The 25,566-nt window shown below is 48.7% G+C and carries 34 protein-coding genes; 7 read left to right on the forward strand and 27 right to left on the reverse strand.

Translation table 11 applies throughout. The features are described from left to right. The first annotated feature begins 135 nt into the window (after nt 1-135). Both DFR62_RS05800 and DFR62_RS05805 read left to right on the forward strand, forming a co-directional pair. Nucleotides 136-1,011, forward strand: coding sequence for an SDR family oxidoreductase (locus DFR62_RS05800; RefSeq protein ID WP_121298652.1), 876 nt, complete (start codon nt 136-138; stop codon nt 1,009-1,011). Between the two features lie 84 nt (nt 1,012-1,095). Then, nucleotides 1,096-1,488 (forward strand): YndM family protein, encoded by a 393-nt coding sequence (locus DFR62_RS05805; RefSeq protein ID WP_121298654.1) that lies wholly within the window; start codon nt 1,096-1,098, stop codon nt 1,486-1,488. Between the two features lie 40 nt (nt 1,489-1,528). On the opposite strand, the gene DFR62_RS05810 is transcribed toward DFR62_RS05805, so the two are convergent. From DFR62_RS05810 to ytvA, 4 genes are all read right to left on the reverse strand, one after another. Further along, entirely contained in the window at nt 1,529-2,221 is a 693-nt protein-coding gene (locus DFR62_RS05810) for a YqjF family protein (RefSeq protein WP_121298656.1), read from the reverse strand. 74 nt (nt 2,222-2,295) lie between these two features. Then, complete coding sequence (locus tag DFR62_RS05815; protein WP_121298658.1) at nt 2,296-3,126, reverse strand: manganese catalase; 831 nt, start codon at nt 3,124-3,126, stop codon at nt 2,296-2,298. A 25-nt stretch (nt 3,127-3,151) separates the two neighbouring features. Beyond that, a complete protein-coding gene (locus DFR62_RS05820; protein ID WP_121298660.1) occupies nt 3,152-3,436 on the reverse strand; it encodes a hypothetical protein in 285 nt (94 codons plus the stop codon). A gap of 221 nt (nt 3,437-3,657) precedes the next feature. Next, entirely contained in the window at nt 3,658-4,422 is a 765-nt protein-coding gene (gene ytvA / locus DFR62_RS05825; protein WP_241663069.1) for a YtvA family blue-light photoreceptor, read from the reverse strand. A 157-nt stretch (nt 4,423-4,579) separates the two neighbouring features. On the opposite strand from ytvA, the gene DFR62_RS05830 reads away from it, so the two are divergent. Beyond that, nucleotides 4,580-5,284 carry a type 1 glutamine amidotransferase domain-containing protein gene (locus tag DFR62_RS05830; RefSeq protein WP_121298664.1) on the forward strand — a complete coding sequence of 235 codons (705 nt, stop codon included), beginning with the start codon at nt 4,580-4,582 and terminating at the stop codon, nt 5,282-5,284. A gap of 59 nt (nt 5,285-5,343) precedes the next feature. Then, on the forward strand, nt 5,344-5,571 hold the full coding sequence (locus DFR62_RS05835) for a hypothetical protein (protein WP_121298666.1): 228 nt from the start codon (nt 5,344-5,346) through the stop codon (nt 5,569-5,571). Nucleotides 5,572-5,637: 66 nt separating this feature from the next. On the opposite strand, the gene DFR62_RS05840 is transcribed toward DFR62_RS05835, so the two are convergent. The 4 genes from DFR62_RS05840 to DFR62_RS05855 form a co-directional block, all read right to left on the reverse strand. Beyond that, nucleotides 5,638-6,813 carry a S1C family serine protease gene (locus DFR62_RS05840; protein ID WP_121298668.1) on the reverse strand — a complete coding sequence of 392 codons (1,176 nt, stop codon included), beginning with the start codon at nt 6,811-6,813 and terminating at the stop codon, nt 5,638-5,640. 177 nt (nt 6,814-6,990) lie between these two features. Beyond that, complete coding sequence (locus DFR62_RS05845) at nt 6,991-8,394, reverse strand: sensor histidine kinase (protein WP_121299531.1); 1,404 nt, start codon at nt 8,392-8,394, stop codon at nt 6,991-6,993. Further along, nucleotides 8,384-9,064 carry a response regulator transcription factor gene (locus DFR62_RS05850; protein ID WP_121298670.1) on the reverse strand — a complete coding sequence of 227 codons (681 nt, stop codon included), beginning with the start codon at nt 9,062-9,064 and terminating at the stop codon, nt 8,384-8,386. Before DFR62_RS05850 ends, DFR62_RS05845 begins: the two co-directional genes overlap by 11 nt. Nucleotides 9,065-9,143: 79 nt before the next feature. After that, a complete protein-coding gene (locus DFR62_RS05855) occupies nt 9,144-10,157 on the reverse strand; it encodes a GTPase (RefSeq protein WP_121298672.1) in 1,014 nt (337 codons plus the stop codon). A 147-nt stretch (nt 10,158-10,304) separates the two neighbouring features. Here DFR62_RS05855 and DFR62_RS05860 point away from each other — a divergent pair, with 147 nt between their 5' ends. Continuing rightward, complete coding sequence (locus tag DFR62_RS05860; RefSeq protein WP_121298675.1) at nt 10,305-10,631, forward strand: CHY zinc finger protein; 327 nt, start codon at nt 10,305-10,307, stop codon at nt 10,629-10,631. A gap of 83 nt (nt 10,632-10,714) precedes the next feature. On the opposite strand, the gene DFR62_RS05865 is transcribed toward DFR62_RS05860, so the two are convergent. From DFR62_RS05865 to msrA, 6 genes are all read right to left on the reverse strand, one after another. Continuing rightward, a complete protein-coding gene (locus tag DFR62_RS05865; protein ID WP_121298677.1) occupies nt 10,715-11,194 on the reverse strand; it encodes a GNAT family N-acetyltransferase in 480 nt (159 codons plus the stop codon). 23 nt (nt 11,195-11,217) lie between these two features. After that, nucleotides 11,218-12,045, reverse strand: a complete 828-nt coding sequence (locus DFR62_RS05870) for a metallophosphoesterase (RefSeq protein WP_121298679.1) — start codon at nt 12,043-12,045, stop codon at nt 11,218-11,220. Between the two features lie 198 nt (nt 12,046-12,243). Further along, on the reverse strand, nt 12,244-13,029 hold the full coding sequence (locus DFR62_RS05875) for an ABC transporter permease (protein WP_121298681.1): 786 nt from the start codon (nt 13,027-13,029) through the stop codon (nt 12,244-12,246). Then, a complete protein-coding gene (locus DFR62_RS05880; RefSeq protein ID WP_121298683.1) occupies nt 13,026-13,907 on the reverse strand; it encodes an ABC transporter ATP-binding protein in 882 nt (293 codons plus the stop codon). The genes DFR62_RS05875 and DFR62_RS05880 overlap by 4 nt, the downstream gene beginning before the upstream one ends. After that, on the reverse strand, nt 13,904-14,098 hold the full coding sequence (locus DFR62_RS05885) for a PLD nuclease N-terminal domain-containing protein (RefSeq protein ID WP_175578509.1): 195 nt from the start codon (nt 14,096-14,098) through the stop codon (nt 13,904-13,906). The genes DFR62_RS05880 and DFR62_RS05885 overlap by 4 nt, the downstream gene beginning before the upstream one ends. A 116-nt stretch (nt 14,099-14,214) precedes the next feature. Beyond that, nucleotides 14,215-14,886: a peptide-methionine (S)-S-oxide reductase MsrA gene (msrA, locus tag DFR62_RS05890; RefSeq protein ID WP_121298685.1), complete on the reverse strand. Its 672-nt coding sequence runs from the start codon at nt 14,884-14,886 to the stop codon at nt 14,215-14,217. A 107-nt stretch (nt 14,887-14,993) separates the two neighbouring features. On the opposite strand from msrA, the gene DFR62_RS05895 reads away from it, so the two are divergent. After that, nucleotides 14,994-15,578 (forward strand): protein-L-isoaspartate(D-aspartate) O-methyltransferase, encoded by a 585-nt coding sequence (locus DFR62_RS05895; protein WP_112230114.1) that lies wholly within the window; start codon nt 14,994-14,996, stop codon nt 15,576-15,578. 21 nt (nt 15,579-15,599) lie between these two features. Here the strand turns inward: DFR62_RS05895 and DFR62_RS05900 are convergent, their stop codons facing one another. After that, a complete protein-coding gene (locus tag DFR62_RS05900) occupies nt 15,600-16,085 on the reverse strand; it encodes a DUF2243 domain-containing protein (protein WP_121298687.1) in 486 nt (161 codons plus the stop codon). Between the two features lie 161 nt (nt 16,086-16,246). Here DFR62_RS05900 and DFR62_RS05905 point away from each other — a divergent pair, with 161 nt between their 5' ends. Further along, entirely contained in the window at nt 16,247-16,951 is a 705-nt protein-coding gene (locus DFR62_RS05905) for a Na-translocating system protein MpsC family protein (RefSeq protein ID WP_121298689.1), read from the forward strand. 43 nt (nt 16,952-16,994) lie between these two features. Here the strand turns inward: DFR62_RS05905 and DFR62_RS05910 are convergent, their stop codons facing one another. The 12 genes from DFR62_RS05910 to DFR62_RS05965 all read right to left on the reverse strand — a co-directional run bounded on the left by DFR62_RS05910 (nt 16,995) and on the right by DFR62_RS05965 (nt 25,546). Further along, a complete protein-coding gene (locus tag DFR62_RS05910) occupies nt 16,995-17,186 on the reverse strand; it encodes a hypothetical protein (RefSeq protein ID WP_121298691.1) in 192 nt (63 codons plus the stop codon). Nucleotides 17,187-17,353: 167 nt separating this feature from the next. After that, nucleotides 17,354-17,563, reverse strand: coding sequence for a heavy-metal-associated domain-containing protein (locus DFR62_RS05915; protein ID WP_121298693.1), 210 nt, complete (start codon nt 17,561-17,563; stop codon nt 17,354-17,356). Between the two features lie 33 nt (nt 17,564-17,596). Next, the gene (locus tag DFR62_RS05920; RefSeq protein ID WP_121298695.1) at nt 17,597-19,705 is read right to left on the reverse strand and encodes a type IA DNA topoisomerase; all 2,109 of its coding nucleotides are present in this window, start codon (nt 19,703-19,705) and stop codon (nt 17,597-17,599) included. Between the two features lie 675 nt (nt 19,706-20,380). Further along, entirely contained in the window at nt 20,381-21,157 is a 777-nt protein-coding gene (locus DFR62_RS05925; RefSeq protein ID WP_058382755.1) for a sulfite exporter TauE/SafE family protein, read from the reverse strand. Between the two features lie 59 nt (nt 21,158-21,216). After that, nucleotides 21,217-21,444: a sulfurtransferase TusA family protein gene (locus DFR62_RS05930; RefSeq protein WP_068870419.1), complete on the reverse strand. Its 228-nt coding sequence runs from the start codon at nt 21,442-21,444 to the stop codon at nt 21,217-21,219. Nucleotides 21,445-21,723: 279 nt separating this feature from the next. After that, complete coding sequence (locus DFR62_RS05935; RefSeq protein WP_121298697.1) at nt 21,724-22,845, reverse strand: MBL fold metallo-hydrolase; 1,122 nt, start codon at nt 22,843-22,845, stop codon at nt 21,724-21,726. Nucleotides 22,846-22,897: 52 nt separating this feature from the next. Continuing rightward, nucleotides 22,898-23,293, reverse strand: coding sequence for a DsrE/DsrF/DrsH-like family protein (locus DFR62_RS05940; RefSeq protein WP_121298699.1), 396 nt, complete (start codon nt 23,291-23,293; stop codon nt 22,898-22,900). A gap of 39 nt (nt 23,294-23,332) precedes the next feature. Further along, complete coding sequence (locus DFR62_RS05945) at nt 23,333-23,890, reverse strand: sulfurtransferase TusA family protein (protein WP_058382752.1); 558 nt, start codon at nt 23,888-23,890, stop codon at nt 23,333-23,335. A gap of 44 nt (nt 23,891-23,934) precedes the next feature. After that, nucleotides 23,935-24,231 carry a rhodanese-like domain-containing protein gene (locus DFR62_RS05950; RefSeq protein ID WP_121298701.1) on the reverse strand — a complete coding sequence of 99 codons (297 nt, stop codon included), beginning with the start codon at nt 24,229-24,231 and terminating at the stop codon, nt 23,935-23,937. 18 nt (nt 24,232-24,249) lie between these two features. Further along, a complete protein-coding gene (locus tag DFR62_RS05955) occupies nt 24,250-24,615 on the reverse strand; it encodes a rhodanese-like domain-containing protein (RefSeq protein ID WP_058382750.1) in 366 nt (121 codons plus the stop codon). Nucleotides 24,616-24,644: 29 nt separating this feature from the next. Further along, nucleotides 24,645-25,124, reverse strand: a complete 480-nt coding sequence (locus DFR62_RS05960; RefSeq protein WP_121298703.1) for a DsrE/DsrF/DrsH-like family protein — start codon at nt 25,122-25,124, stop codon at nt 24,645-24,647. A gap of 161 nt (nt 25,125-25,285) precedes the next feature. Beyond that, the gene (locus DFR62_RS05965; protein ID WP_058382748.1) at nt 25,286-25,546 is read right to left on the reverse strand and encodes a metal-sensitive transcriptional regulator; all 261 of its coding nucleotides are present in this window, start codon (nt 25,544-25,546) and stop codon (nt 25,286-25,288) included. Nucleotides 25,547-25,566 lie beyond the last annotated feature (20 nt).

The raw sequence follows: 25,566 nt of genomic DNA on the forward strand, positions 1-25,566 counted from the left end.
ACAGCCAGGGAAGATTCTCCGGCTGTTTTTTATTGTGCCATAAAATTTCACCAGCCGGCCAACGGTTTTCTCCGCGTTTAGCCGGAATCGGAACGGGAATAACTACCATATATTCAGATCGAGGAGGACGCTTACATGTCAAAAGATAAATACGAAAAAATCCATGACCAAATCGACCCGCAGGAACAAGACCACCAGCCAGGGGTAGAAAGCGAAATGTCCCCGGAACCGATATATGACGACGAAAATTATAAAGGCGCAGGCAAGCTGGAAGGAAAAGTCGCGTTGATTACAGGCGGCGACAGCGGCATCGGCCGCGCCGTTGCGATCGCTTACGCCAAGGAAGGCGCAAACATTGCGATCGCTTACTTGGATGAACACGAAGACGCGGATAAAACCATTGAAGCCGTGAAAGCTTATGGTGCAGAAGCGCAAAAATTCGCAACAGACGTGAGCCAAGTGGAAAACTGCCATCAATTAGTCGTTGATGTCATTGCCGAATTCGGGCAATTGAACGTACTCGTCAATAATGCAGGCAAGCAATTCCCGACAGAGGATTTCCTTGATATCAGCCCGGAACAATTGCATGGAACTTTCGAGACGAATATTTACAGCATGTTTTATTTGTCCCAAGCCGCCTTGCCGCATCTCTCTAAAGGAGACAGCATCATCAACACATCATCCGTGACGGCTTATCGCGGCTCGCCGGCACTCATTGATTATTCATCCACTAAAGGAGCCATCACCAGCTTCACACGTTCATTGGCTGCGAATGTCAGCGAACAGGGCATCCGTGTCAATTCAGTCGCGCCAGGCCCGATTTGGACGCCGTTGATCCCTGCCACATTCGACGCTGAAAAATCCGGTAAGCAAGGCGAAGGCACACCGCTGGAACGCCGCGGACAGCCAGCCGAACTCGCCCCGGCATACGTTTATCTTGCCTCCACCGATTCAACTTATGTGACCGGCCAGACAATCCATGTAAACGGCGGAGACTTTATCACTTCATAAAATTGCTTTTACTTATCCAGAAAACAACTCATGTCCTGAAATTACCTTGCCTATTGGAATTCAACCATTTTAGGAGGATATAAAATGAAACACATCGAAGCGATCTTGATGAAATTTGCAATGAGCTTTGCTGTTGTCTTCTTGATTCTCGGGCTAATTTACGGAGTTTCCGTATTTAATATTTTCATTATCAGTTTAGTAATTACTGCGATTGGCTACGCCGGCGATATGCTGATATTTCCTCGCACATCCAACAAGCTCGCCACTGGTGGAGACTTGGTGCTCGCTTTCGTGATTGTTTGGTTATTAGGAGAGTTTCTAATTGAAAATCCTGATTTCTCCATACTTGCAGCATCAATTTACACAGCGATTTTGATTGCTGCTGGCGAATGGTTTTACCATATTTATTTGAAGAAGCGTCTATGGGAGCAAAAAGAAACCTCTCATACATTGAAACAGGAGCCAAATCGAAAATAACTGTAACAGGTAAAAGCCGATCATTTTTAGTGATCGGCTTTTACCTATGTTCTTTTACAGGTGGATAGAATCGTGTTTTTTGCAGCGCTGAGAAATGGGCTAGCGGCTCTTCTCTATTCCATCCAACAGGAAGATATCCAGCAAGCGAATTCTCGGCTATTTCTATATGAACTTTTTGCAATTGCCACGGCACATGATCAATATCCACACGGTACAGGACCGTTTTCGGCTTTGTCCATAAACAATAACGTTCCGTCAGCCATCGCTCGATCTCTGATGCCTCCAGCATTCCGGCGCTTGGCTTGAAGCCTATTCTAAAACTCTCGCCAATCCCTGGTTTAGCGAGGCGGCTCGTAAATGCATAACGCCTGTCTTTTTTCACCACTTTCATGCGGGCATATCGGTATGGAAGAAATCCTCCTGCGCTCGCCGCTTTTACCGCTAGCAGGCTATCGGCATCGAGGCTGAAAAAATAGACTCCAGACCGGCCGTTGCATTTTACATAAGTCCTTACATTCAATTCGCGGTAGGTTCCCACAATGGGAAATGGCAAGGAAAAGCGCAGGCGCGTATGATCGGCAATAAACGGAACGATGCCGACCCATGCCTGCCCGTCAAACACATCAATTTCAAGCTCTGAAGGTACGAATGGCCGCAGTGCATCGGGCGCAATCGGCCAATGCAAAAACACCAGATCCCGCCAGGTTTGTGCCATGATCCATGGCTTTTTCATCAAAACACCTCTCTTCAAAAAATATCGATAAGCAAAGCGGGACGAAGAAAATTTCTCCGTCCCGCTTGATGCGTCTATCCTTTTAACTTGTCTTCAGGCAGTGTGTCATGCGACTCGAGCGGCCCTGGTTTCAAGATCGGCTTTTGCCCGAAAGCTTGTGCCTGCTCGTATTTGAATGGATGGCCATCCGGTGCGTTGCCGCTCATCCATGGCAATGATGCGCTGTCTTCGCCTTCCGAAAAATTATAAAGCGTATGGGAATATTCGGTCGCTTCCCATTCCGGTGGCACAGTAGAAGGTGCGATGACGCCGCCTTCTTTTTCTTCCAAATCACGAATCGCGGCGATCCACTGGTTTTGGTGCATTGTATCGCGAGCCAGCAGGAATGACAGTAAATCTTTTACGCCTTTATCATCCGTCAGACTATACAAACGCGCTACTTGCAGGCGCCCTTGCGACTCTGCATTGACGTTGGCACGGAAGTCGGCAAGCAAATTGCCGCTTGCGATGATGTATCCGCCACTCCATGGAACTCCGGCACTGTTCTCTGGGGTTGCGCCAAGGCCTGAGACGATTGCATGGTGCGGGTTCATGCCACCCATGATCGCCCCTATTACCGGGTCGCTCGCCGCTTTTTCCTGCTCATAAACCGGTGCTCCTTCAAGCAATTGAGCCACCATCGTGGCGAGCATTTCGATATGCCCAAGTTCCTCTGTCCCCGTATCCATCAGCAAATCCTTATATTTTTCATTCCCTCTTGTATTCCATCCTTGGAATAAATACTGCATCGCCACAGACATTTCACCGAACTGGCCGCCGATGACTTCTTGCAGCTGCTTCGCAAATATCGGATCCGGTTTGTCCGGCTTGGCTTCGAATTGGAGTTCTTTTCTATTGAAAAACATTTAACATCCTCCTCGCATGTTTGGATTATCCATCTTTGTCTATCCGTCCTTCGCTATTTTCCTTGGCGTCTTTCGGATGCCCGCCGTCATAATCGGAGTCGTTGCCCCCTGCATTAAACTCTTTCTTTTGTCGTTCTTTTTGTGCGCTTTCTTTTGTCTCGCCGACTCTGCCTTCACTGCCGGGAATGCTGTCCTGGGGCTGCCCGCCATCGTAATCCGAGCTATTGCCCCCTGCATTGAATTTCTTATCTTCTTTATCCGGGATCTCATGATTTTCAGGTCCTTCACGCTGGTTATGGTCTGTTCCCATCGTTACGCCTCCTTGGAAAATCTGGAATTTCTGTTCCCTAATAATCTACCCAGCCTTAAAAGACTAAAACCGAATAAACTTTTTTTTCAGTTAATTAACCAAATAGTAATAGCATTGTTTAGCCAATAGATTAAAAAGCAGCCTAAAAATCCCTTTTATTGTAAAAAATAAACTCATAAAAAAACCTCATTCTACCTGAATGAGGCTTATCAATTATTCATCTATTCATTAATATCAGCTAATGCCTTTTCGATGCTCGAATAGGTTTTCAACATATTATCCCGGTCGAGGTCGCGCACCAATTCCGTTGCCGCTTGGGGAGTGACACCGGTAATGTACAGATGGCTTCCCATAATACGGAGCGCTTCACAAATCTGCGTGAACCAATGGAGCGGAGATTCTTCGTTCCATGTCAATCCTGTAATATCGAGAAGCGCATGTTCAATCCGATGCTCGCTGACATATTCGCATAATTTCACTTTCAATGCTTCAAAACGTTGCAAGCTCATCGTCCCAACGAGTGCTACCGTAGCAACGTTCGGCTGTATCGATAAAATCGGCAACATCAGTTTCTCGATTTCGCTTTCGTTTTCGTTAATCGCTTCCTGCTGCATTTTCTCAACAGTAATATCTGTCTGGGTGCCGATAAAATAGAGCTTTCCTTCGACAGTGACCGGGGCAATCGCGAGGCGGTTCCAAAACGGCGTTCCGTCTTTTCGGTAATTGCGCAAAATCACGGTCGTTTTCTCCTGGTTCTTGATGGCTTGCCGAATTTGGTCAACTGCCTCCGGAGCCGTTTTCGGGCCTTGCAGGAAACGGCAGTTCCGGCCGAGGAGTTCTTCTTTGGCATAGCCGGTCATTTCCGTAAATGTATGGTTTGCATAAATGATCGGATTGTCTTCTTGTGCGGGATCTGTGACGATGGTGCCGACTTTGCTGCCGTCCAGCATGGCTTCAAGCAGCTGAATCTGTGTATCCACTTCCATTTTCTCCATATAAATTAATTCACCTCAAATTTTTACTCATATTATTTTAACACAGCGTAGCGCGCAGCCAAAACCGGGAACTACCGGAAGTTTCAGGAATCCGTCAAAGGGTAAATGTACAACAAGAGCTTCCTAAAGAAATGGAGAGGATACCCAAATGGCAAAAGTATTGGCAGTATTATCAAGCGGCTATTCAAACGAAGAGCATAATTACGTAACTGGCTGGTGGGCAGAAGAATTATTCGAGCCTTTATCCGAACTTGAGAAAGCAGGCCATTCAGTAGGTCTCGCTTCCATTGACGGCGGCAAACCGGTCGTCGATCCCTTAAGCCTCGATAAGGCTTATGATCCCGAAGGCAAATATAAAAAATTATACGATTCCGGCATCGCTGATAAGACAACGCCGGTCGTTGATGTACGGGCAAGTGATTACGATGCCATTATGATCGTCGGAGGCCATGGCGCGATGTTCGATTTGGCGCACGATGAAAATCTGCACGCCGTCATCAACGTCGTCCACGAAACCGGCGGCATCGTTTCGGCTGTCTGCCATGGGCCGGCTCCGCTTGTTTTCACGAAAACGAAAGACGGCAAGCCCTTATTGCAAGGCTTGAAAGTGACAGGATATCCGAACGATATGGAACCGGAAGAAGTCGATGGGCTATTGCCGTTCAGCCTCGAAGATGAAATGGCCAAAATTGCGCAATATGACAAGGGCGATGGCCAAGACGAGTACTTTGTTTGGGGCAGTGACCGTCTGCTGACTGGCCGCGATCCCGGTTCCTCACAGGCATTCGGCCGTGAGTTGGCGAAGAAGCTGTCTGAACTTGAAGAGCACCAACTCGACAAACACTTGGAGTGACTGGTTACTAGAAGCAACCAACTTGAAAAAATGTAGCAACTATTAAAGGAGGAGATTGAATGGATAACAAAAATAACCACAATGATAAAGACAGGGAACAGGAATACATGAAAACGAGCGAGCAGGAATTGGACCGTAAACCACCGACAGAAAAAGAAGGGCTTGAAGAGCCGAAAAGAACAGGCTATCCGCCTCTACAGCTTGGATTGATCGTTTTTGGCATAGCTGTTTTAGTGATCGTCGGATTTGCCATCGGTTTCGACTGGTTCGGCTTGTTCGGGAATTAATTGTATTGTACGGCTCACGCAAAAGCGGCAGACAGGAAATCCTGTCCGCCGCTTTTTTGCATGTCCTTAAATTTGTTCGCTTAACTGGACCTCAAATGTTTTCAATTCGCCGTTCCGGTAAGCTTTGATTGTTACAGTTCCTTGGTCTTCGACTTCCGTATAGAGATATTGGCGGAGTTCCAAAACAGAAGAGATGGCTTGGCCGTTCAATTCAACGATGGTATCTTTCGCTTGGATCCCCGCTTTGTCCGCGCCAGATCCTTCTTGTACCGATTGGACGACAATACCGTCTTCTACTTCACCCGGAAGGTTCAATTCCGCATTTCTGATTTCTGCAGGTACCTGTTCCAGTTCAAGCAATGCGACGCCTAGAGACGGCCGGGAAACTTCCCCTTCTCCTTCAAGTTCCGAGATGATCGGGATTGCGGAATTGATCGGAATCGCAAGTCCGATGCCTTCCACTGCGTCCTGGGCGATTTTCATCGAGTTGATGCCAATGACTTGGCCCTGTGCATTCAATAAGGCGCCGCCGCTGTTGCCGGGATTGATTGCGGCATCGGTTTGAAGCACTTCTGACTGCCAGTCTTCCTGGCCGTCTTTATTGATATCGATTGGGATAGCGCGTTCCGTCCCTGAAATGACGCCTGTCGTCACCGACCCCGAAAATTGGAGGCCAAGCGGGTTGCCGATTGCAATGACTGGCTCACCTGATTTCAGTACCGAGGAGTCGCCAAACTCTGCGACTGTTTCAATTTGTGCCCCAGGGACTTTCAGTACAGCAAGGTCGGTCCAGACATCCGAACCGAGCACTTCCGCTTCGAGCTCTTCGCCGTTTGCCAAGGTCACGACGACTTCTTTAGCGCCTTCCACTACGTGATGGTTCGTAACGACGAATGCAGTGTCCCCTTGTTTTTTATAGATGACGCCCGATCCTGCCCCTGCTTCTTGTGTAGAGGTTTGGGCAAATGGATTATTGCCCGCTTGCAGGTTGGAGACGCCGACCACAGCATCTCCCGTCGCATCAACGGTTTCTGTAACATCTGTCGTGACAATCGCCGAGTCGCTTTGCAGTTCACTGCTTTGGACGCCGGCAGTGGCGGATTCCGTTTCCCCCAAATCGGTTCCCGTGACTAGCGTGCCTACCAGCAACGCACCGGCCAATACGCCTCCGAAACTGGAAGCCATATAGCGTTTCCATGGATTCTTCTGATTATTTTGCGGTGTTGTATTGTAGTAGCCCATTATTTTTCCATCCCCTTAATGATTGTTTGTCGTTTGCCTTGTGGCTTTCGATATTCTTATCATACAAAGCAGATATGAAAAAATTATGACCAAACATGCAACAGAAATGTAAAGTTTTCGATGCGGGCAGACGCGAAAAAACCTGCCGCAACAACCGGCAGGCTTTCAATGTTTCAATTACTTATTTGGTTGTTTATGCGGCAGGCGGATCGTGAATTTCGTCCCGCTGCCTTTTTCGCTTTCCACCGAGATTTCCCCGTCGTGCAAATTGACCAACTGGCGGACGATGGAAAGGCCCAGCCCGAACTGGCCGCTTCCGCGAGACATATCCGCTTTATAGAAGCGGCGCCAGATCATCTCCAATTCATCGACCTCGATGCCGTCTCCGGTATCTTCCACTTCCAGAACGGTCGCGCCGTCTTCCGCGCGGGCGCGCAGGAAAATATCGCCGTTATCGGTGAATTGGATGCTATTTTTGACGATGTTCACCAAGATTTGAATCAACCGGTCCATATCTCCGTAGATCATCTCACCTGGCTCGGCTTCGATCAACAAGCGATCGCCTTTTTCAGCTGCCTGCATTTGCAGCTGTTCCTGGATGATTTCCAACAGCTCAGCCGCCTCGATTTCTTCTTTCATAAGAGTCACTTGATTCGACCGGATTTTCTCGTAATCCAAGTTTTCATTGACGAGGCGCATAAGCCGCTTCGTCTCATCACTTACCAGGCGGATGCCTTTTTCGCGCTGCTGTTCTTCGATCATGCCGCTCTTCAACCCTTCGATGATGCCGGCAATGGTCGTAAGCGGCGTCCTCATCTCATGCGAGACATCCGCCATAAAGCGCCGCCTGCGGTTTTCGAGCTGTTCGATTTCTTCATTGGAGCGCTGCAATTTGTCCGCCATGACATTGAAGTCATGCGCCAAATCCCCGAATTCGTCAAAATTCGATTCCGGCAAATTGACTTGGTAATGCCCTTCGCTGATCATCGAAGTCGCTTTGCGCATACGCTGCAGCCGCGTCACGTGAATTTTGGCAAGCAACAGGCTGAGCAGCAAGGCGAACGGCAAGGAAATGGCGATTACTGCGACGAGCGTCCGGTTCAATTCCGTCACCATTTCCCGGATGCCGCTTACTGGCGAAGCCAACAACACCCCTCCTGCTAGCGTACTGCCTTCAACATACGGCAACGCCACGAACGTCATCGACCGCTCAAAGCGTTCGACATCCCGGTAGACGACCAATGTCTCGCCGCGCTCAATGACATTCCATTCCTCCGGTGTCAGCTCGACCGACGGGAAATTGCCGTTGATCGGATAAAGGATCCGGCTTTGCTGGTCGAAGACGATGAAATTGATGTTCTGTGCTTCGAGCACCGTGACATAGGATTGCAGATCCGTGCCTGGGCGCGCTTGTTCTAGTTCCTGTAGGATCTGCTCGCCGTAGCGCTCCAACTCCTCCGCCTTATCCGAATACGCCACCCGCTCGCCGTAAAAAATGAACAGCGTGCTTAAAATGGCTACTGCAAACACAAGGACGCCCATATGGCTCGCGATTAATTGATAGAAATACTTAACCCGCAAGTTCTTCAAATTTATAACCTACTCCCCATACCGTATGGAAGAGCTGGTCCCCTTCCGGAATTTTCTTGCGCAGCCTTTTGATATGGACGTCTACCGTCCGTTCATCGCCGTAGAATTGATAGCCCCATACTTGCTCGAGCAATTGCTCACGGCTGAATACTTGCTTCGGATGCTGCAGGAAGAACACCAGCAGATCGAATTCCTTCGGCGTTAGATTATCGATCGCTTGGCCGTCTTTGACAACTTCGCGTGTTTCTTTTCTGACATGGAAATGGGAGGTGCGGATGCCCTCCTCGGCCGCTTCGCCTTTTCGAGCCCTTCTGGTCACCGCTTTGATGCGTGCCATCAAGGTCAAGGGGCTGAACGGCTTGGTCACATAGTCATCTGCTCCCATTTCAAAACCGATCACTTGGTCGGATTCGCTGTCTTTCGCTGTCAGCATAATGATGGGCACTTCGCTTCCCGTCTCGCGGATTTTCCGGCATAGAGCGATGCCATCCATTCCGGGAAGCATCCAATCCAGGATCAACAGGTCAAAATCGCCTTCCTGGAATTTTCGGTAGCCCTCCAGCCCGTCTCCAGCGAATTCCCCTTCGAGCCCCTCTTTTGAGAAAAACAATTCCAGCATCGAGCTAACACTCGGGTTGTCTTCCACTACTAAAATTCTCATAAGTCCCACCTCCAAATTTACGGTTCAATCTCTGTGTTAAAACAAAAAGCCGCCCTAAAAACGGGGACGGCCACATGGTTCAAGCATTCTTTTCTCGCTTTTTCAGCTTATCATAGAGGCTGCCGATCATTTCATAATCGATGGCGATATTGTTTTCGTACGCATATTTCACACCGTAGCCGAGCGCCAGTGTCATGGAGCTCGCCACTGTACCGCCGATGATTGAGCCTGCCCCTGGGACAAACTTCAATGCCTGGCGGTAAAGGGTATGGCCGATCGTCTGCGTTGCAGTAATGACGATCATGTCTTTCGCCGCTTTTTTCGTCAAAGGCTTATCGTACAGATTCGACAGTTTGACGATGAGTCCGACCTGCAGCGTCGTCAGCGGCAATACGTCCGACCCTGGGATCGGTGACGCGCCGATGATTCCAGCTGAGACCCCGGCCCCCACGATCCAGCGCGTGGCAGCAGACGATTTCTCTTTCATGCTTTTGGCGAAGAGCAGGTCTTTCCCCTTCTTTTCCAGCAACAGCAAAATTTCCTTTTTCAGCAAATCCAAGTTCTCTCCCGTTTTCGAAGACACCGGGATCACTTTGTATTTATTGTTTGTGTGCCGTTTGATAAACCTGATGATCGATGGGATATCTTCTGCCGCATCGATTTTATTCAGGACGATAAGGATGTCTTTATTATGTTTTTCGATCTCCGCGAATTTTTGCTTTTCGCTATCTGAAAAGACCGTTCCGGCAGCGTTCAGGAAAAACAGCACGACATCCGATTGCTGGACGAACTCTAAAGTCTTTCTTGGGTTTTCATCATTGGGGTCATTGAGCCCCGGTGTATCCATGAATTTGATGTTTTCGAGGCCGCGGATATTATAAGGGTCCACGCTGACCGTTTCGCCAGGCATCGGGTTGGTGCTGGCAATTTCTTCACCGATGATTTTGTTCACCGTCGTCGATTTCCCGGCATTGACTTCACCGATCAATGAGATCAATAAATCCTGCTCGAGCGTCTCGCTCACTTTTTTCATCTCATCTTCAAACACTTTGTCCATCGCACGCATGACTTCATCTTCGAATTCCTTAACCATTGCCCAGTCTCCTCCTTCAAGATACTTATCCCTATTATAAAGGCTTCCGGCGCTCGCGACCATTTTCAGCTATCATCCGGCACTCGTCAGCAAGCCTATTTCATAGTAGCATGAAAGAAATATGTGAATTAAAAAGGAGTGCCTGTCATGTGTGAACGCCCTCGCGTCATCGGGCTCGATGTCGACCCTGAAACCCGCTGCCGCCATTACCATTCGGAAAATGACCGGATTGCCATCCGCTTCCATTGCTGCGGAAAATATTTTCCTTGCTATGAATGCCATCAAGCAGTCGGCTGCAACAATACATCCGTCTGGCCGAAAGAACAGTTCCACGAAAAAGCGATTTTATGCGGGACGTGCGGCAACGAGCTCTCCATCCGCGACTATCTCGATTGCGCTTCTTCCTGCCCGCATTGTACTGCTGCCTTTAATCCCGGCTGCAGCCTACATAAGCACTTATATTTCGAAGTTTAAGGTTATTAGGATTAAATTCCACTTAATAAAAAACCGCCCGAAAAGCTGGATTCCTCCAGCTTTTCGGGCGGTTTTGGGATGGTTTATTTCACTTTCAGGCACATTGCGAATTGCTCGCCCTTTTTGCCCATGACTCTTCGGCCGGTGTCTTCAAAACCGGCTTTTTTATAGAGGTTCTGTGCAGCGATGTTGCGCGCATTGACGCCGAGCACAACTTCGTCAAAAACTTCAAATTCTTTTCGCAGAAAAGCAGGCAGAGCTTCAAGTGAGCCCGTTGCGATGCCGCGCCCTTGGAATTTGGGATTGACGGAGTAGCCGCGCAATAGCAAAGCTTTCGGGTTATCGGAATAGCGTTTCCGGTCCTCCGATTCATCCAGCTCGAAAAATCCTGCCACTTCGCCGCGCGCGCGGATGACGATGAAATGCTTTTCGGGATTCCCCGCGTCCCGCTTGATGAGCTCCTGCGGCATCATGGTGAATTCCTGCTGGTCCGCCGGGAGATCATAGGAGACATTTGTTCTTTTGGTATAGCAATGCAATGTCACTTCACTTTTTCTAATCACGAAAATCGGTCCCCCTACACGAGTTATTCATTCTCTAACGTTACGACCACGACTTCGGGTAAATTGAAAACACGCAATGGAAATCCGCTATTTCCGAGTCCCCGGCTCAACACCAGCTGCGTATCACCTGATTCGAAGACACCTTCTGTCATGCTCGGAAACCAGCCCTGCCCTGGGGCAATCAAGCCGCCAAGTCCTGGAATGCGAATCTGGCCACCGTGTGCGTGCCCGGCGAAAACGACATCGATGCCTTCGCTTGCATAAGTCTCCAATTGTTCAGGCCGATGGGCAAGCAGCAAAGTAAACGCGTCGTTGAGCCCAGCTTCTGCGATGCTATTGCGCGTGAACTCCTCTTCGTGAAGATAAATATCCATTAACGGATCGTCGATGCCCGCAATTTGTATAGCTTCTCCGTCCTGTTCCCACATGAGTGATCGATTGCGCAACACTTCGACACCGCGTTCTTCCAAGGCTGGAACGATTTCATCATCCAACCGGTTTGATGACACTTCGTGGTTGCCGATGACATAATACACTTCGCTCATCTCCACCAGCCCGTCGACAGCTGCCAAACTTCTCTCCAAATCGTAGCGGTCGCTGTCAATCAAATCTCCGGTAATGAAAATGGCATCCGGATTCGCCGCTTCGACTTTATCCAACAAGGATTGCTGTTGATCTCCAAATTCAGCATTGTGAAGGTCCGATACTTGAACGATGCGTTTGCCGGCAAATGCATCCGGCACTTTGTCCGATTGGACCGAATATTCGGTCGTGACAATCCAGTTATTATTGACCCAGGCAAACCCCAGCACGAGCAATGCCACAAAAATCAATGCAATCAGTTTCTTCATATTTTATTCCTCAATTCGTTAGTATGGCCCGTGTGTCCATTGTATTGGCCACTACGAGTCCTAGTTTGGCATGCATATTCTCCGCTTGAACGGCCAATCCACTGGAGCATAAAAGCTCTCCAGCGCTGCGCCAAATCCTGTTCTTATTCTACCAGCATTCGCCCAAAAGAAAAGCAATCAGCTAACCGCTGATTGCTTCTATACTTTCGTTTTTGCACGGTTTCTTTTCGAGAACCAAATGCCCAGTGCCGCCAGCCCTATCAGGCATACTAGCGAGATCGCAAGCGTCCAGATCAGCGCTGTAACATCCGGTCCGATATCCAGGAAGGAAGCCGCGTAATTCGGAAGTTTCAATGGCGACCATTCCCAGCGGCTGCCGAACAGGCTGTCGATAAGCTGTAGAATAAGCAATGCAGCAAGCGTGAACCCGGCAGCCAATCCTGCATTTTGCATCGACGCGCTTGCAAATAACACCAAGGTCACGACCAGCACCATCCACAAACTATACGTCGCCGCAAACGCCAGGAACTCCCCGAACGGAACCGCTGAAAACAGCACAGCGGTGTAATAATAACCCGCCAAAAAACCGGCCCATACACTGATCAACGCCACTATCGAAGCCATTAGCCATTTACTGAGAAAATAGGATACATACGATAATGGCCTTACATATAAAAGAGTCGCCGTTCCATTTCTGCGCTCGCCAGCAATGCTCCCCATATAAGCGAGAACGAGGACGAGCATGCCGATCAGCTGGAATTGACCCATGACCGCAACCAGCAATTGTTCAGGTTCAGGATCCGGCAGTTCGATCACGGCACCATCCGGCAAACCGCCTGTGGCATCGAGAATCTGAGGAAGGTAATAATTCGATAAAGGTTCTGTGACGCCTAACAGAATAAAGACGACGGGAATCCAGAAAATCTTAAAATTGCGCAGGTTTTCACGCCATTCCTTCAATAGCAGTGTCGAAAATTGCTTCATTTTCCTGCCACCACCTTCAGGAAAATGTCTTCCAGGCTGGCGGTCTCTTGCTCGACCCCAACCACGGGCAGGCTTTTAACGGACAGGAAACGGAACACGTCCTGCATGATCGGTCCTTCCGCTTTTACAGGCACAATAACTGCTGTGCCTTGAACGGCAGCTGGCCACGGTGATTCATGCATAAACCTCTCCGCAGCGTTAGTGTTTTCAAAGCGAATCCGGATTTGCGGGTCCGCATAGCGGCTGCGCACCTGGTTGAGGGAGCCGTGTTCCACGAGGCGCCCATTCTGCAGAAACAATAGCTGGTCTGTCATTTCTTCAGCATCATTCAAAATATGGGTGGAGTAAAGAATTGTCGTTTGGCCGAGCAGTGATTTCAATAATTCCATCACTTCCCTTCGCCCGGTCGGATCCAAGGAAGAAATCGGTTCGTCCAATAACAACAAGCTTGGCTGGTGCACCATCGCTTGCGCCAGCCCGAGCCGTTGCTTCATGCCTCCTGAAAAACCGCCGATTTTCTTATTGGCCACTTGACCTAGCCCGACAAACCCCAATGTCCGTTCTGCTTGCTGGCGGGCTTTTCTGGAATCGACGCCGCTTAGCTTGGCAGCCATTTCCGTAAATTCCAAAGCGCTCAGCCATGGAAAGAATCGCGGATATTGAGGCAAAAATCCGATTGATAAGTTTTTCTTGCGCTGGATTTCTCCTGCACTCGCTTCCAAAAGCCCAGCAAGCATCGACAGTGTCGTGGTCTTTCCGGCACCGTTCGGGCCAATCAATGCCGTTGCACTGCCTTCTGCAAGCTCGAAGCCCAATCCATCCACTGCTTGTTCAGTGCCGAAGCGCTTTGTTAATGACCTGACTTCCAATACGTTCAATAATTCCGCCTCCCTATGACAAAGTACAGAATCGGCCCGATAATATTCAGCAAGACGATGATTGCCGCCCACATCCACTTCGGACCGTTCGGATTCGGATTTCTGATCAAATCCACCAATGCGAATATCATTAATGCTATCTGCAAAACCAAGATGGGCAGCACCAATAGAATTGTACGTTCATCCAACATGTCCACGTTCCCCCCTGCATCTTTTTTCTCTATTGTTATTTCGGTATGGCTGCCGGCTCTCCCTGCAACAGCAAAAAAAAAGACCGCAATCAGCGGTCTTTCCAGCACTCATCAAATTACCATTTCAGTTTAAGCAGCACTTGCCGAAGAGCATCACTGTGTCCTTTGTTGATCGGCCATCCGTTGATTTCCTCGAGCAATTGCTGCCGGCTGCCGAAGCCTTTGACAAACCCGTTCAGCCGGGCAGCGAAAGTCGACGGTGTCAAAAGAGCCATCTCGGGATAAAGTTCTGCCAATTGCTCAAGCGCTTTCGGATAGCGTTTTAAATAATATTTCTGATGGCGCTCCTCCGCTTCCGTAAATCCGTCGAACGGCCGGATTTCTGTTTCAACCGGCTCGTTCAGTTGCTGCTCTTTTTCTACCTTCAGTTTCTCGATGATGTGCTTTTGCTCTTCGGAGTGCCAAAACAGCAAGGAAATGTATTGGCGCCCTTTGTATGCGTCGCGGTTCGGGTAATGGCTGCGCCAAAATTCCCTGATGATTTCTTCAAAGCGGATCTGACTAGGATCAAATGCCACTTGGATGGTTTCCGTATGGTCGCCCATCTGCCGGTATGTGGGATTGTCCGAAGTGCCGCCTGCATAGCCGGTCCGTGTCCGGATCACGCCAGGCAATGAACCGAACTGTGCATCGGGACTCCAAAAGCAGCCCATCCCGAAGGTTGCGGTTTCGAGATTCACTGTGTCCGGCAAGTCCTGTTCAAGTGCTGAAATTATTGTGTTCTCCATATGAGGTTCCTCTCCTTAAGAGCCGCCCTTTGTGCTTCGGGCCATTTTTCCTTATGATAGTAGCAAGGAGTCCATCAAACAAATCGAACGAAAGCAGGTGTATCTGCATGACTGCACGTAAACAGGACATCACCGCTTATTTCCGCTCACTTGACCGGGGTTCGTTCATGGATCGCCATCAGCAAGATGCCGGGCGAGACGAAGCTTTGCCAATTGGATATGGCCAGACGATTTCACAACCTTCACTCGTTTTGGAAATGACGGTTGCACTCGATCTCGAAGACCATCACAAAGTGTTGGAGATCGGCACAGGATCGGGTTTCCAGACAGCGCTTCTGGCAGCTTTTTCACGTGAAGTCTATACAGTCGAGAAGATTCCACAGCTAGCTGAGAGCGCAAAAAAGCGGCTCGAAGCGAAAGGGTTCGAAAACATCTCGTTCCTGCTGGGCGATGGCAGCCTCGGCTGGCCTGAACATGCACCGTACGACCGGATCATCGTCACTGCTGCCGCCTCGGATATTCCGAAAGAATTGGTGGACCAATTGGCAAACGGCGGGCGCATGCTCATCCCTGTCGGCCATCAGTACAGCCAGGACCTTCTCGCCATCGACAAATCCAGCGATGGGAGATTGGAAAAGACAGCGCTTGAAGCGGTCCGGTTTGTCCCATTAAAAGGGAAGTATGAAAATTAGGGTATAGTAAAGTGACGAGGATTAATCTCCATCTTTTGAAGCATTGCGCAAGACCGACCAGCCAAGCAAAAAAAGGAAAGCGGCTGTTCCGAGCCATAGCGATTCGTAGAAAACAGGGTCCCCAATGTCCCTGACGGTATGAAGATTCAACAGCAGGCGGAACACCAGGCTGTCGAATATCAGCAACACGCCGCCTCCAATCAATGCACTGCCTGAAAAGCGCGCTGGCCAGAAGGCTTTTCGCCTGGCCAAATCGGCAGCGATCCATAGAGACAAAACCGTCAATGCCCAGCCGATGACCTGGTAAATTCCTTCCCCGGTCAAAATCGCTTGGGGGCCATTGCCTTCGTAGAAATGATGCCATTGCAGGAAAAAATGGAAAATGCTTTGCTCGAGCACTGAAAACATCCCGGCTCCGAACAATAAGCCCGCCCAAAAATTCCGTGAAGTGTGGACGCGCCGGTTTCTTGCTGTCGTAAGATCTGTCTTGCGTTCTGCCGAAACCATTCGATCCACCCCTTTTGAATTCCGTCCGTATCCGTTTTTCCATTTATACCCGCTCTGCCGGCCCCTTAATCGTTATTGGCCGTTCAGTGCATGGCACGCCCAATACAATAGACATTGCCCTATCCGGCAGACCAATTACTTTACCCAAGGAGGCGAACCATTTGCAGAATTCAAAAACCATGCAAAGTGAAATCGGCGGCTATATTTCAACCGTCATCCGCGAACACTTCGGGAAAGGCCCGACATCTGTATTCGTGATCGTGAAACCACCCTTTGTCATCGTCCACCTGAGAGGTTTCCTAAGCCCGACAGAAAAGATCCTGCTCCAGAAAAACGAGTTTAGGCGAGTGATGGAAATCCGCCATTTGCTGATCGAAGAACTGAAGCCAGATATTTGCGCTGCCTTCTCCCGTGCTTCTGGCGAAAAAGTCGAATCGATTTATTCCGATTGGCATCTGGAAAACCAGACCGGCATGCTTATCGGGGTCATGGCTAGCCGGGATGCTGCAACTGAATTTGACTGGCAGTCTGACGCGACGCAAGAAGCTCTCCACGATTCAGTCGTGGAAGCCAGCCGAAAAGCCGAAAAGAAACCCGAAAGCACCGAGCTGTTCTGGTTGAATGACCGGACCTTATTAATCGAACGCACAGGCTTCTTGGTGGAGATCGAACGTGAGCTCATACGCAGAGGGTTGGCCGAAGAACTGAAACAAGTGAAACGGCCTCTCGAAAAGCGCTTGCTTTTGAAAGAAACCCCGTTCCCTGAACTACTTAAACGGGATATCCGCGAAATTTTCCTCGATTGGGAATTCTCGACGGATATCAGTTACATTCTCGTGCTTCTTGAACCGAATAAGCATTCTTAAAATGAAAAAGCCGCCCAATTGGCGGCTTTTTTCTCTATCCAATTTAACCGACAGTCGACTGTGCAGTTTGGCAGTACGGGCAATGTTCATATTCCTTTTCTGCCAAGCTCTCCACATACTCCATTTTATCGGTAAACTCCCGTTGATCTATAGGCGTTTGCAAAAAGCCACAACTATCTCCTGCAAACTGGCTATGATGGATTTTTTTCGTTCGATGATCTACAAAATAACCCATTACTGCTTCCCCCCTATAAAAAAAGCCGAAAAGAGCCCCTCAAAATGAAAGGAATCTTTTCGGCTTTGCCTCCGGCGCTATGGTCCGCGGCATTTGACCTATTATATGCAGTTATTGCTATTCAATGATTCCTATTGTACAGGAACACCTACTGTGTGGCAAAGAAATCACTCCACGTGAAACCCCGCTTCTTTGATGAGACGGATGATCTGGCTTTCCTTGATCTTCGTTTCGTCCAGCTCCAGTTTGACTTCGCCATCTTTCACATCCACTAAAGCCCGTTCAACCCCTGGCTCATTCAGCAATAAATCTTCCAGTTCGTGAATCGGACGCTGTGATTTCGCTTCCGCTACATAGATCGTCATTTTTCTCATCATCTGCACTCCTTCCTGTATATTTCCTGGGAAATATTAAAACTTCATTGCCAATTTTCCCTCTTCCAATACGAGACTGGCATTGAATTTTTTACCGTTCTTCGATACGAAACCTTTAATGACCGGCGTTTTCCCTTTAGTGCATAAGTATTCGATGTGTTTTGCCGTTAACCTTTTTTTCAAAAACACCGCCGGGAATGATTGCTTGCAGCCATTGGCATGTTCTGTACAGCCGTATGAGCCTTTGCGGGAAACAATCGAACCTTTTCGGCAGCGCGGGCATATTGCAATTTCCGCTCCTTGCAAAGCAGGCATCTGGTCCGGCATCCCGTTGCTGCGCAATTGCTCCGGCACATCTTGCAGCAGCTTCTCAATGAATTTTCCGATTGTGGCGAGGAACACTTCCGAGGAGCCTTCGCCTTTGCCGATTTTCTTCAAATAGCTTTCCCATTTCGCCGTCATTGACGGGCTCGAAAGCAAATTGCCTTCAATGGCTTGGCACAGCATGCGCCCTTTTTCAGTGACTGACACAATGTTTCTTTTTACTTCGATATAATTATGGCGCTTGATCGTTTCAATGATTCCGCTGCGCGTCGCTTCCGTCCCGAGCCCTTCCACTTCCTTGAGGATTTCGCTGTCGGCTACATCTTCCGCGAACTTCCCGCAGGTTTTCATCATGGCGATCAGCTGCCCTTCTGTATACGGCTTTGGCGGAGTCGTCATGCCTTCAACAATGGCAATCGCTGCTGCTACTTGCTCATGGAGTGCCAATTCAGGAAGCGGCGGATCCTGTTTCGCTTCTTTTGACGTCGGAAACAGCGATTTCCAGCCTTTATCGAGCTCTGTCCGGCCAGTTGTGTAAAACTCCAACCCATTTACATCGGTCACGACTTTCGTTTCGGCATAACGGTAATCCCGGTGGAACATGCCGAGCGTCGTACGCATCACTTCTTCGTATAAATTCCGTTCGTCCTGCGGCAATCCTTCGATTTTACGGGCTGTCGGCAAGCTCTTCGTCGGGATGATGGCATAATGCTCCTGCACTTTTGTGTTATCGACAAAACGCTTTTTCGGTATTTTCGATGCAATCGGAAACGGTGCATCGATAAGCTTTTGGTAACTCTCAACTTGGGCTGACAAATAGCCGAATTCCGCCGAGGTGATATGGCGGGAATCGGTCCGCGGATAACTCACCAGTTTTTTCTCATAGAGCTTTTGCATCGCCGACAGCACTTTTTGCGGGCTGTATTTCCATTTCCGGTTCGCGGCTGCCTGCAGGCTGGATAAGGAATGTAGCGGCTGCGGCGGGATGTGTTTTTCCGCCGTCTTCAATTCTTTGATATGGCCTTGCGCTTTGCCGTCCGTCAACTCATGGACAGCCAGGAGCTCTTCCGCTTTTTTGCGCTCTTTCGCTTTCAGTTTGGCTTTTCCTTTATAGCTGCCTTTCGCGGCTTTGAATTTCCCTTCGATTTCGTAGAACGGCTCCGGCTTGAACGCCTCGATCTCCTTTTGGCGCTGATAAATCAAAAATACGGTTGGCGTCTGAACCCGCCCAATCGCAAATACTTCGTGGATGCCGCGTTCTTGAAGCAGCAGCGAGTAAAGCCTTGAGCCGTTCATGCCGACCAGCCAGTCGCTGATTTGACGCGCCCGCGCTTCTTCGTACAGGCGCAAGTCTTCCTTGTTGTCGCGCAAATTGAGGAAGCCTTCGCGTACTTCATCAATTTCGAGTGAATTGATCCACAGCCGTTTGATTTGTTTGCCGCGCACGCCCGTCTGCCGGTAGATGCTGTAGAAAATATTCGAGCCTTCGCGGTCTACGTCGCAGGCATTGATGACGGTATCGGTTTCTTTCAGGAGTTTTTTGATGATATTGAATTGCTTCGATTTGCCGCGGGCTACTTGAAATTGGTATTCGACTGGCAGAATCGGCAAGGAAGCGAGCGACCATTTGCCCCATTTCGGGTCGTAGGCTTTCGGCTCTTTCAATTCGACAAGATGGCCGATGCCCCAGGTAATGAACGCGCCTTCTGGAAAGATCGGATTCGGCGCCATTTCCATATAGCCTTCCCGCTTCACCGTCTTGAACGCATCGCCATACGCTTTCGCCTGGCTCGGCTTTTCGGCTACAATTACTGGTTTCATGCTGTTCTTCCTTTCCCATGCTCTTTGTTTCATTGTACTCTTTCCACTGAAAAATCCAAATGAAAGCTTATTGGCATTTCAGTAGTTAACTGCTTTGTTGGGCGGGTTTTAAATTAAGATAGCGGGGTTTCTTGTAGCAATGTTCCTGGAGTTGAGTCGGGCTTCATTTTGGTATTCGCCGCACTGCTATGGGTTGGCCTTTTGCAATAAGCCAAGAAGAGCACTTGTCTTATGGCGTCGGCTCACCCTGGGCGCTGAGCGGCTTGGAAATTTCGTTGTGTGAAGATTGATTAGTTAAATCTGCTTCTATATTCAGTTGCCGGCTAGTGGGGAAATCGCTTCCTGGCGCTAATATAGAATGTGATAGCAAGGGTTTGCTTGTGGAAATGTTCCTGAAGTTGAGTCGGGCCTCATCTTCGTATTCGCCGCCCTGCTTTGGGTTGGCCTCTTGCCATAAGCCAAGAAGAGCACTTGTCTTATGGCGTCGGCTCACCCTGGGCGCTTGGCGGCTTAGAGATTTCATTGTGAGAAGATTTTTCAGGCAGATCTGCTTCTATATTCAGTTGCCGGCTAGTGGGGAAATCGCTTCCAGCGAAGCCTGAACAAAACCGCATGTGCTTGATTTCAAAGTGAAAACAAAAAAAGCTTCCGGCTACTGCCGGAAGCTTTTCGCTCTTATAGAATATCAAGCCAGATTTTGATTGCTGTACCTAGAATCAACAGCGACAAGATCCATTGCAATAATTTGGTGTTCGCTTTTTGGCCCACTTTTGCACCCAATGGAGCTGCCAGGATACTGGCCACGATCATGACTGCAGCCGGACCATACAGGATCTGGTCAGTGACGATTTTACCGACCGTTGAACCGATGGATGAGATAAATGTAATCGCCAATGAAGTCGCGATTGTCATGCGAGTTGGAATACGCAAGACGACCAGCATGATCGGCACCAGGATGAAGGCGCCTGCTGCACCGACAATACCTGCCGCAATTCCGACGATAAACGCCAGGCTTGCAGCAATCCATTTATTGAAAGTCACTTGATCAGCCGGAATATCATCCAAGCCTTTTTTCGGGATGAACATCATGACGACTGCGATTGTCGCCAGGATGGCATAGACAATGTTGATGGCAGACTCAGACAAGAGTGTCGAACCGTACCCGCCGATAAAGCTCCCGACTAGAATAGCGCCGCCCATATAGGCGATAAGGGACTTATTCAAATAGCCACTGCCCCGGTATGCCCATACCCCCGCGATGGTCGCGAAGAATACTTGAATGGCACTGATACCTGATACTTCATGTGCTGAAAATGCCGTGTATCCCAGCATGACCGGGATATATAACAGCATCGGATACTTGATGATGGATCCGCCGATTCCGACCATTCCGGAGATGAAGGAACCGACAAAGCCGATCAAGAAAATAACAATCATAAAATCAATACTCATGGAAACTCACCTTCCCAAAAAGCATTTCTGCTCTTCTTTGCAATCTAGATGGCTGATGCTCAGCCCTTTTTGATCCAGAACTTCAGCACGTCGCCATCGACTTGCTGTTCCAAGAGTTCGTGGCCGCCTGATTTAGCCCATGCAGTCAAATCTGCTGATGCGCCTTTATCTGTAGCTTGGATTTCCAAAACTTGGCCGGAATCCATATCTTTCATTTCTTTTCTTGTTTTTACGATCGGCATTGGGCAAGCCAAGCCTTTTGCGTCTAGTACTTTATCTGCGTTCATCAAAATCTCTCCTTTAGAATGTTTTATTATAGTTACTTGCTATATAAGTCTAAATGCAATTTCACTACAGTCGATATTTCACAAAACAGCTAGCTTTCCTGGGGGCTCGCGCTGAACTAATTCGGGCTAGACGCCCGAATGGATTTCAGCACTTCGCTGATCCCCAAGGAGTCTGCGCTGTTTTGTTACATATCTATTTGACTATCTCAGATGGAAGCGACCGCCTGGATCGATTTCATCGCTCTTTTTGACTCTTTATCTAATTCGTAATCGGTAAACTTAACGTACGGCGCAGCGGTTCGGGCCGATTTCCATTTCGCGCTGCATTTCTTCTTCTGGTGTGATCTTGCCCATGTTGGTCTTGCGGATATCCTGGTAAGCATTCGGCTGCGGTGGTAGGTTCTTCGTCACCATGTCGCGGAACTCCTGCTCATCTTCGATATTCAAGCCGTGATTTTCCTTGAACAAATCGCCCAATTTTTTCGCGACACTGCCGTCTTCGTTCAATTCTTCCATGATCATGAAGTGAGCCGGAAGAACGACCAATTCATTTGCAAGCGCCTGATAGCGGCTGTATAGGGATTCGCGCAAATCGCCAACCCAGTCTTCCGCTAGCCCTGCAAGGTCCGGGCGTCCGATAGAATCGATGAACAGGATATCACCTGTCATCAAGTATTGATCATCAACGATGAATGAAGTCGAACCGATTGTGTGTCCTGGCGAGTAGAGCGCTTCGACTTTCGAGCTGCCAAATGCCGCGTCAAAGCCGCCTTCAAGCGGTGTATAATCGAATACCACTTCTTCAGCGTCAGCTGGCGGCAAGTAGTACGTTGCGCCTGTCGCTTGTGCAATTTGGCGTCCGCCTGAGATATGGTCCGCGTGAAGGTGGGAATCGAATACGTGCTTGATCGCTGCGCCTTTTTCCTGCGCGAAGTTCAAGAAGACATCCGTCATGCGAGTCGCGTCAATGACTGCCGCTTCCCCGCCAGATATAGCCATATAAGACAAGCAGCCTTTGCCGATGCGGACAAATTGGTAAAGTTCTCCGCCATCTTTCAAATCGCCGACTTTAACCGGCTCCAAGTGCTCGCTCCATGCTTTCATGCCGCCTGATAGATAAGCCGTTTCCACGCCTTCATCCGCAAGCATATCTGCAACCATGATGGAAGATCCTTCTTTGGCGCAGACGACCAAAATATCGCGGTCTTTCGGCAATTGATCGATGACTTCTTCAACGCCGTCCAATAAATCAAAATATGGAATGTTCAAGTACTGGATGTTGCCGCCTTCGATTTTCCAATCGGCGAATGCGTCGCCGTTGCGGACATCAAGGATGAACAATGGTTCGTTATCAATTACTTTGCGGGCTACTTGCGCCGCTGTCATTGCTTTTACTGACATAAACTAATTACCTCCCGGGGTATATTTTTTCGTAAAAAAATTTTTCTATTGATTAGAATGTAAGTGTCACGTCTGCATCTTGTGCAAAATCAAGGAATGTCACTGCGCCTCCGACTTCAATGCCGTCAACGAATGCGTCTTTCTCAAGGCCCATGACATCCATCGTCATTTGGCAACCGATAAATTTAACATCGAGGTCCTGCGCCATTTCGATTAGTTCCGGAATAGCCGGTACGTTCGATTTTTTGAAGCCTTCTTCAAAATGCTCTTTGCCTTCAGGCATCGGCAATTGCTGGTTCGCTTCTTTGTGGATCAAGTTCAAGCCTTCGAATGTGAAGAAAATGGACACTTCGTGATCACTTGCTGCCGCTGCTGTTGCAATATTGAATACTTTATATGCTTCGAATAATCCGCCGTTAGAGGCGATGATTGCTGTTTTCTTAGCCATTAATGAACACACTCCTTCAAAATTTGGGGACTGGCCCGATTACTCGGTTTTGCCAGTCCAATCACGCATGCCAGGCACTACGTTATACAAAGTCTTGAACCCTTTTTTCGCCATCATGTCGCCAGCAACTCCGCTTCTGCGGCCTGAATAGCAGATGATGTAAATTTCTTGGTTTTGATCCAATTCGTTCATGCGATTTTCCACTTCACCGAGCGGAATATGCTTGACGCCAGGGATATGCGCTTCATCGTATTCTTCTTGCTCGCGAACATCCAAAATGTTCAACGAATCACCGTTTTCAACGCGTGCTTGAAAATCAGCGAGCGATACTTCAGGGATTTCAATCGTCTCTTCTACTTCATTTGCGCCGTCTTTGCGCAAGTAATGAAGCAACACGTCCCCTTCTGTTTCCGTACCGATGTATTCATGACCCGAGCTTTTCGCCCATGCCTGCAAATCGGCTGTGGACCCTTTATCAGTTGCTTGGACTTCCAATACTTCACCAGAACCCATGTCTTTCATTACCTTTTTCGTCTTGACGATCGGCATTGGGCATGCGAGCCCTTTAGCGTCCAATACTTTATCTGTTTGAACCATTAATCATTCTCCTCCTTTTATGAATCCGAGCCTGTTGCTGAAGATTACTCGGTGTCGCCTTCCCAGTTCATCATGCCGCCGTCCATATTGATGACGTTATAGCCGCGGTCTTCCAATAACCGGCTGGCCATGCCACTGCGGTTGCCAGAACGGCAAATCATGATATGTTCTTTCGATTTATCGATATCCTGCAAGCGGAACTCCAACAGGCCAAGTGGAATATTGACGGCTCCTGGAATTTTTCCTGCAGCGACTTCTTCTGTTTCGCGCACATCGATCAGCGACGCCTCAGGGTTGTTTTTGATGTATTCCTGAACTTCTTGTGTAGTCATGCTTTTCATGTTAAATTCCTCCTCAAATTATCCGCGGTAACTGCTCATTCCGCCTCTGATATTCACTATATTGGTAAATCCGTTTTTCTTCAATAATTGGCTCGCTCTGCTGCTGCGCATGCCGCTTTGGCAGATGACCAGTGTTTCTTTGTCCTTCGACAATTCATTTACACGCTTCGGTAAATCATTCAATGGAATGTTCTTGAAGCCTTTAATATGGTTCGCTTTGAACTCTGCAGGCGTCCGGACATCGATATACTGCTTATCTTTCTTGCCGAGTGCAGGTTTCAGTTCGTCAGTGGACATTGTCTTGATTCCTTTAGTTGGTGCAGTAAAGCGGGAGATCGCGAAATAGGCAATAACCCCGACTGCAATCCAGAGCAACCATTCCATCTATACTTCATCCTTTCCACTTTTGGGAGTTAGATAAACAAGTTGACGTTGCCGTCTTCTGCGTCGCCAAGATAAGCGGCTACGCCAGCGTATTCAATTTCATCCAAGAGCTCTTCTTTTTGCAAGCCGAGAAGATCCATTGTCATCGTGCAGGCAACCAATTTAATGTCTTGCTCTTGAGCCATTTCGATTAGATCCGGCAATGGCATTGCATTATGTTTTTTCATGACTTGCTTGATCAATTTCGGGCCCATGCCCCCGAATTGCATATTGGAAAGCCCGAGTTTGTCGGCTCCGCGCGGCATCATTTTTGAGAACATCGTTTCGAGGCGCCCTTTTTTGATTGCTGGCGGATTTTCTTGGCGAAGTGCATTCAATCCCCAAAATGTATGGAAAATGGTAACTTCGTGATCGTAAGCCGCTGCTCCGTTTGCGATGATATAGGCGGCCATTGCTTTGTCATAGTCTCCGCTGAAAAGTACAATTGTTGTCTTCTTTTGTTCTGCCATTCTGTAAATTCCTCCATTAATTACCCCTATGGGTATATTTTATTCCAAAAAAAAGAACGTTTTATAGTGGCGTCGCACTTCCTTCCAATACCCTATAGGGTATATTAAAGCATCTATTCTGCTATGTCAACAGGAAACTTCTTTTTTTATTTTATCCCGTTTTAACGGCTTTTTACGAGAAGCTCGACCGCTTCTTTTACGACATCTTCGGTACTTTCGCCTTTTTCTAAGCTATCGCGTACACAAGACTGCAGATTTTCACTGACAATGACTCCGATCGTCCGGTCCACTGCGCTTCTTACTGCCGACAGCTGGGTCACTACATCACGGCATTCACCGTCTGCTTCGACCATTTTGATGACTCCGCGCAATTGGCCTTCAATCCGCTTGAGGCGGTTTTCAATCTTTTTATCGTATTCCATCAGACAAGCCTCCTGTTCAA

The sequence above is a fragment of the Planococcus citreus genome (genome assembly GCF_003664125.1).
Classification (GTDB): Bacteria; Bacillota; Bacilli; order Bacillales_A; family Planococcaceae; genus Planococcus; species Planococcus citreus.

Bases quoted from the DNA above. Each gene is read 5' to 3' on its own strand.
- DFR62_RS05820 (WP_121298660.1), bottom strand. From the start codon at position 3,436: ATGGGAACAGACCATAACCAGCGTGAAGGACCTGAAAATCATGAGATC.
- DFR62_RS05925 (WP_058382755.1), bottom strand. From the start codon at position 21,157: ATGAGTATTGATTTTATGATTGTTATTTTCTTGATCGGCTTTGTCGGT.
- DFR62_RS05855 (WP_121298672.1), bottom strand. From the start codon at position 10,157: ATGGTTAAGGAATTCGAAGATGAAGTCATGCGTGCGATGGACAAAGTG.
- DFR62_RS05850 (WP_121298670.1), bottom strand. From the start codon at position 9,064: ATGAGAATTTTAGTAGTGGAAGACAACCCGAGTGTTAGCTCGATGCTG.
- DFR62_RS05810 (WP_121298656.1), bottom strand. From the start codon at position 2,221: ATGAAAAAGCCATGGATCATGGCACAAACCTGGCGGGATCTGGTGTTT.
- ytvA (WP_241663069.1), bottom strand. From the start codon at position 4,422: ATGGAAGTGGATACACAGATTCAGCTGCTTGAAGCCATGCTGGACGGC.
- DFR62_RS05860 (WP_121298675.1), top strand. From the start codon at position 10,305: ATGTGTGAACGCCCTCGCGTCATCGGGCTCGATGTCGACCCTGAAACC.
- DFR62_RS05920 (WP_121298695.1), bottom strand. From the start codon at position 19,705: ATGAAACCAGTAATTGTAGCCGAAAAGCCGAGCCAGGCGAAAGCGTAT.
- DFR62_RS05805 (WP_121298654.1), top strand. From the start codon at position 1,096: ATGAAACACATCGAAGCGATCTTGATGAAATTTGCAATGAGCTTTGCT.
- DFR62_RS05940 (WP_121298699.1), bottom strand. From the start codon at position 23,293: ATGGCTAAGAAAACAGCAATCATCGCCTCTAACGGCGGATTATTCGAA.
- DFR62_RS05885 (WP_175578509.1), bottom strand. From the start codon at position 14,098: ATGTTGGATGAACGTACAATTCTATTGGTGCTGCCCATCTTGGTTTTG.
- DFR62_RS05870 (WP_121298679.1), bottom strand. From the start codon at position 12,045: ATGAAGAAACTGATTGCATTGATTTTTGTGGCATTGCTCGTGCTGGGG.
- DFR62_RS05960 (WP_121298703.1), bottom strand. From the start codon at position 25,124: ATGGCAGAACAAAAGAAGACAACAATTGTACTTTTCAGCGGAGACTAT.
- DFR62_RS05800 (WP_121298652.1), top strand. From the start codon at position 136: ATGTCAAAAGATAAATACGAAAAAATCCATGACCAAATCGACCCGCAG.
- DFR62_RS05945 (WP_058382752.1), bottom strand. From the start codon at position 23,890: ATGGTTCAAACAGATAAAGTATTGGACGCTAAAGGGCTCGCATGCCCA.
- DFR62_RS05930 (WP_068870419.1), bottom strand. From the start codon at position 21,444: ATGAACGCAGATAAAGTACTAGACGCAAAAGGCTTGGCTTGCCCAATG.
- DFR62_RS05875 (WP_121298681.1), bottom strand. From the start codon at position 13,029: ATGAAGCAATTTTCGACACTGCTATTGAAGGAATGGCGTGAAAACCTG.
- msrA (WP_121298685.1), bottom strand. From the start codon at position 14,886: ATGGAGAACACAATAATTTCAGCACTTGAACAGGACTTGCCGGACACA.
- DFR62_RS05955 (WP_058382750.1), bottom strand. From the start codon at position 24,615: ATGGAATGGTTGCTCTGGATTGCAGTCGGGGTTATTGCCTATTTCGCG.
- DFR62_RS05950 (WP_121298701.1), bottom strand. From the start codon at position 24,231: ATGAAAAGCATGACTACACAAGAAGTTCAGGAATACATCAAAAACAAC.
- DFR62_RS05900 (WP_121298687.1), bottom strand. From the start codon at position 16,085: ATGGTTTCGGCAGAACGCAAGACAGATCTTACGACAGCAAGAAACCGG.
- DFR62_RS05910 (WP_121298691.1), bottom strand. From the start codon at position 17,186: ATGGGTTATTTTGTAGATCATCGAACGAAAAAAATCCATCATAGCCAG.
- DFR62_RS05965 (WP_058382748.1), bottom strand. From the start codon at position 25,546: ATGGAATACGATAAAAAGATTGAAAACCGCCTCAAGCGGATTGAAGGC.
- DFR62_RS05895 (WP_112230114.1), top strand. From the start codon at position 14,994: ATGACTGCACGTAAACAGGACATCACCGCTTATTTCCGCTCACTTGAC.
- DFR62_RS05815 (WP_121298658.1), bottom strand. From the start codon at position 3,126: ATGTTTTTCAATAGAAAAGAACTCCAATTCGAAGCCAAGCCGGACAAA.
- DFR62_RS05835 (WP_121298666.1), top strand. From the start codon at position 5,344: ATGGATAACAAAAATAACCACAATGATAAAGACAGGGAACAGGAATAC.
- DFR62_RS05830 (WP_121298664.1), top strand. From the start codon at position 4,580: ATGGCAAAAGTATTGGCAGTATTATCAAGCGGCTATTCAAACGAAGAG.
- DFR62_RS05915 (WP_121298693.1), bottom strand. From the start codon at position 17,563: ATGATGAGAAAAATGACGATCTATGTAGCGGAAGCGAAATCACAGCGT.
- DFR62_RS05935 (WP_121298697.1), bottom strand. From the start codon at position 22,845: ATGTCAGTAAAAGCAATGACAGCGGCGCAAGTAGCCCGCAAAGTAATT.
- DFR62_RS05840 (WP_121298668.1), bottom strand. From the start codon at position 6,813: ATGGGCTACTACAATACAACACCGCAAAATAATCAGAAGAATCCATGG.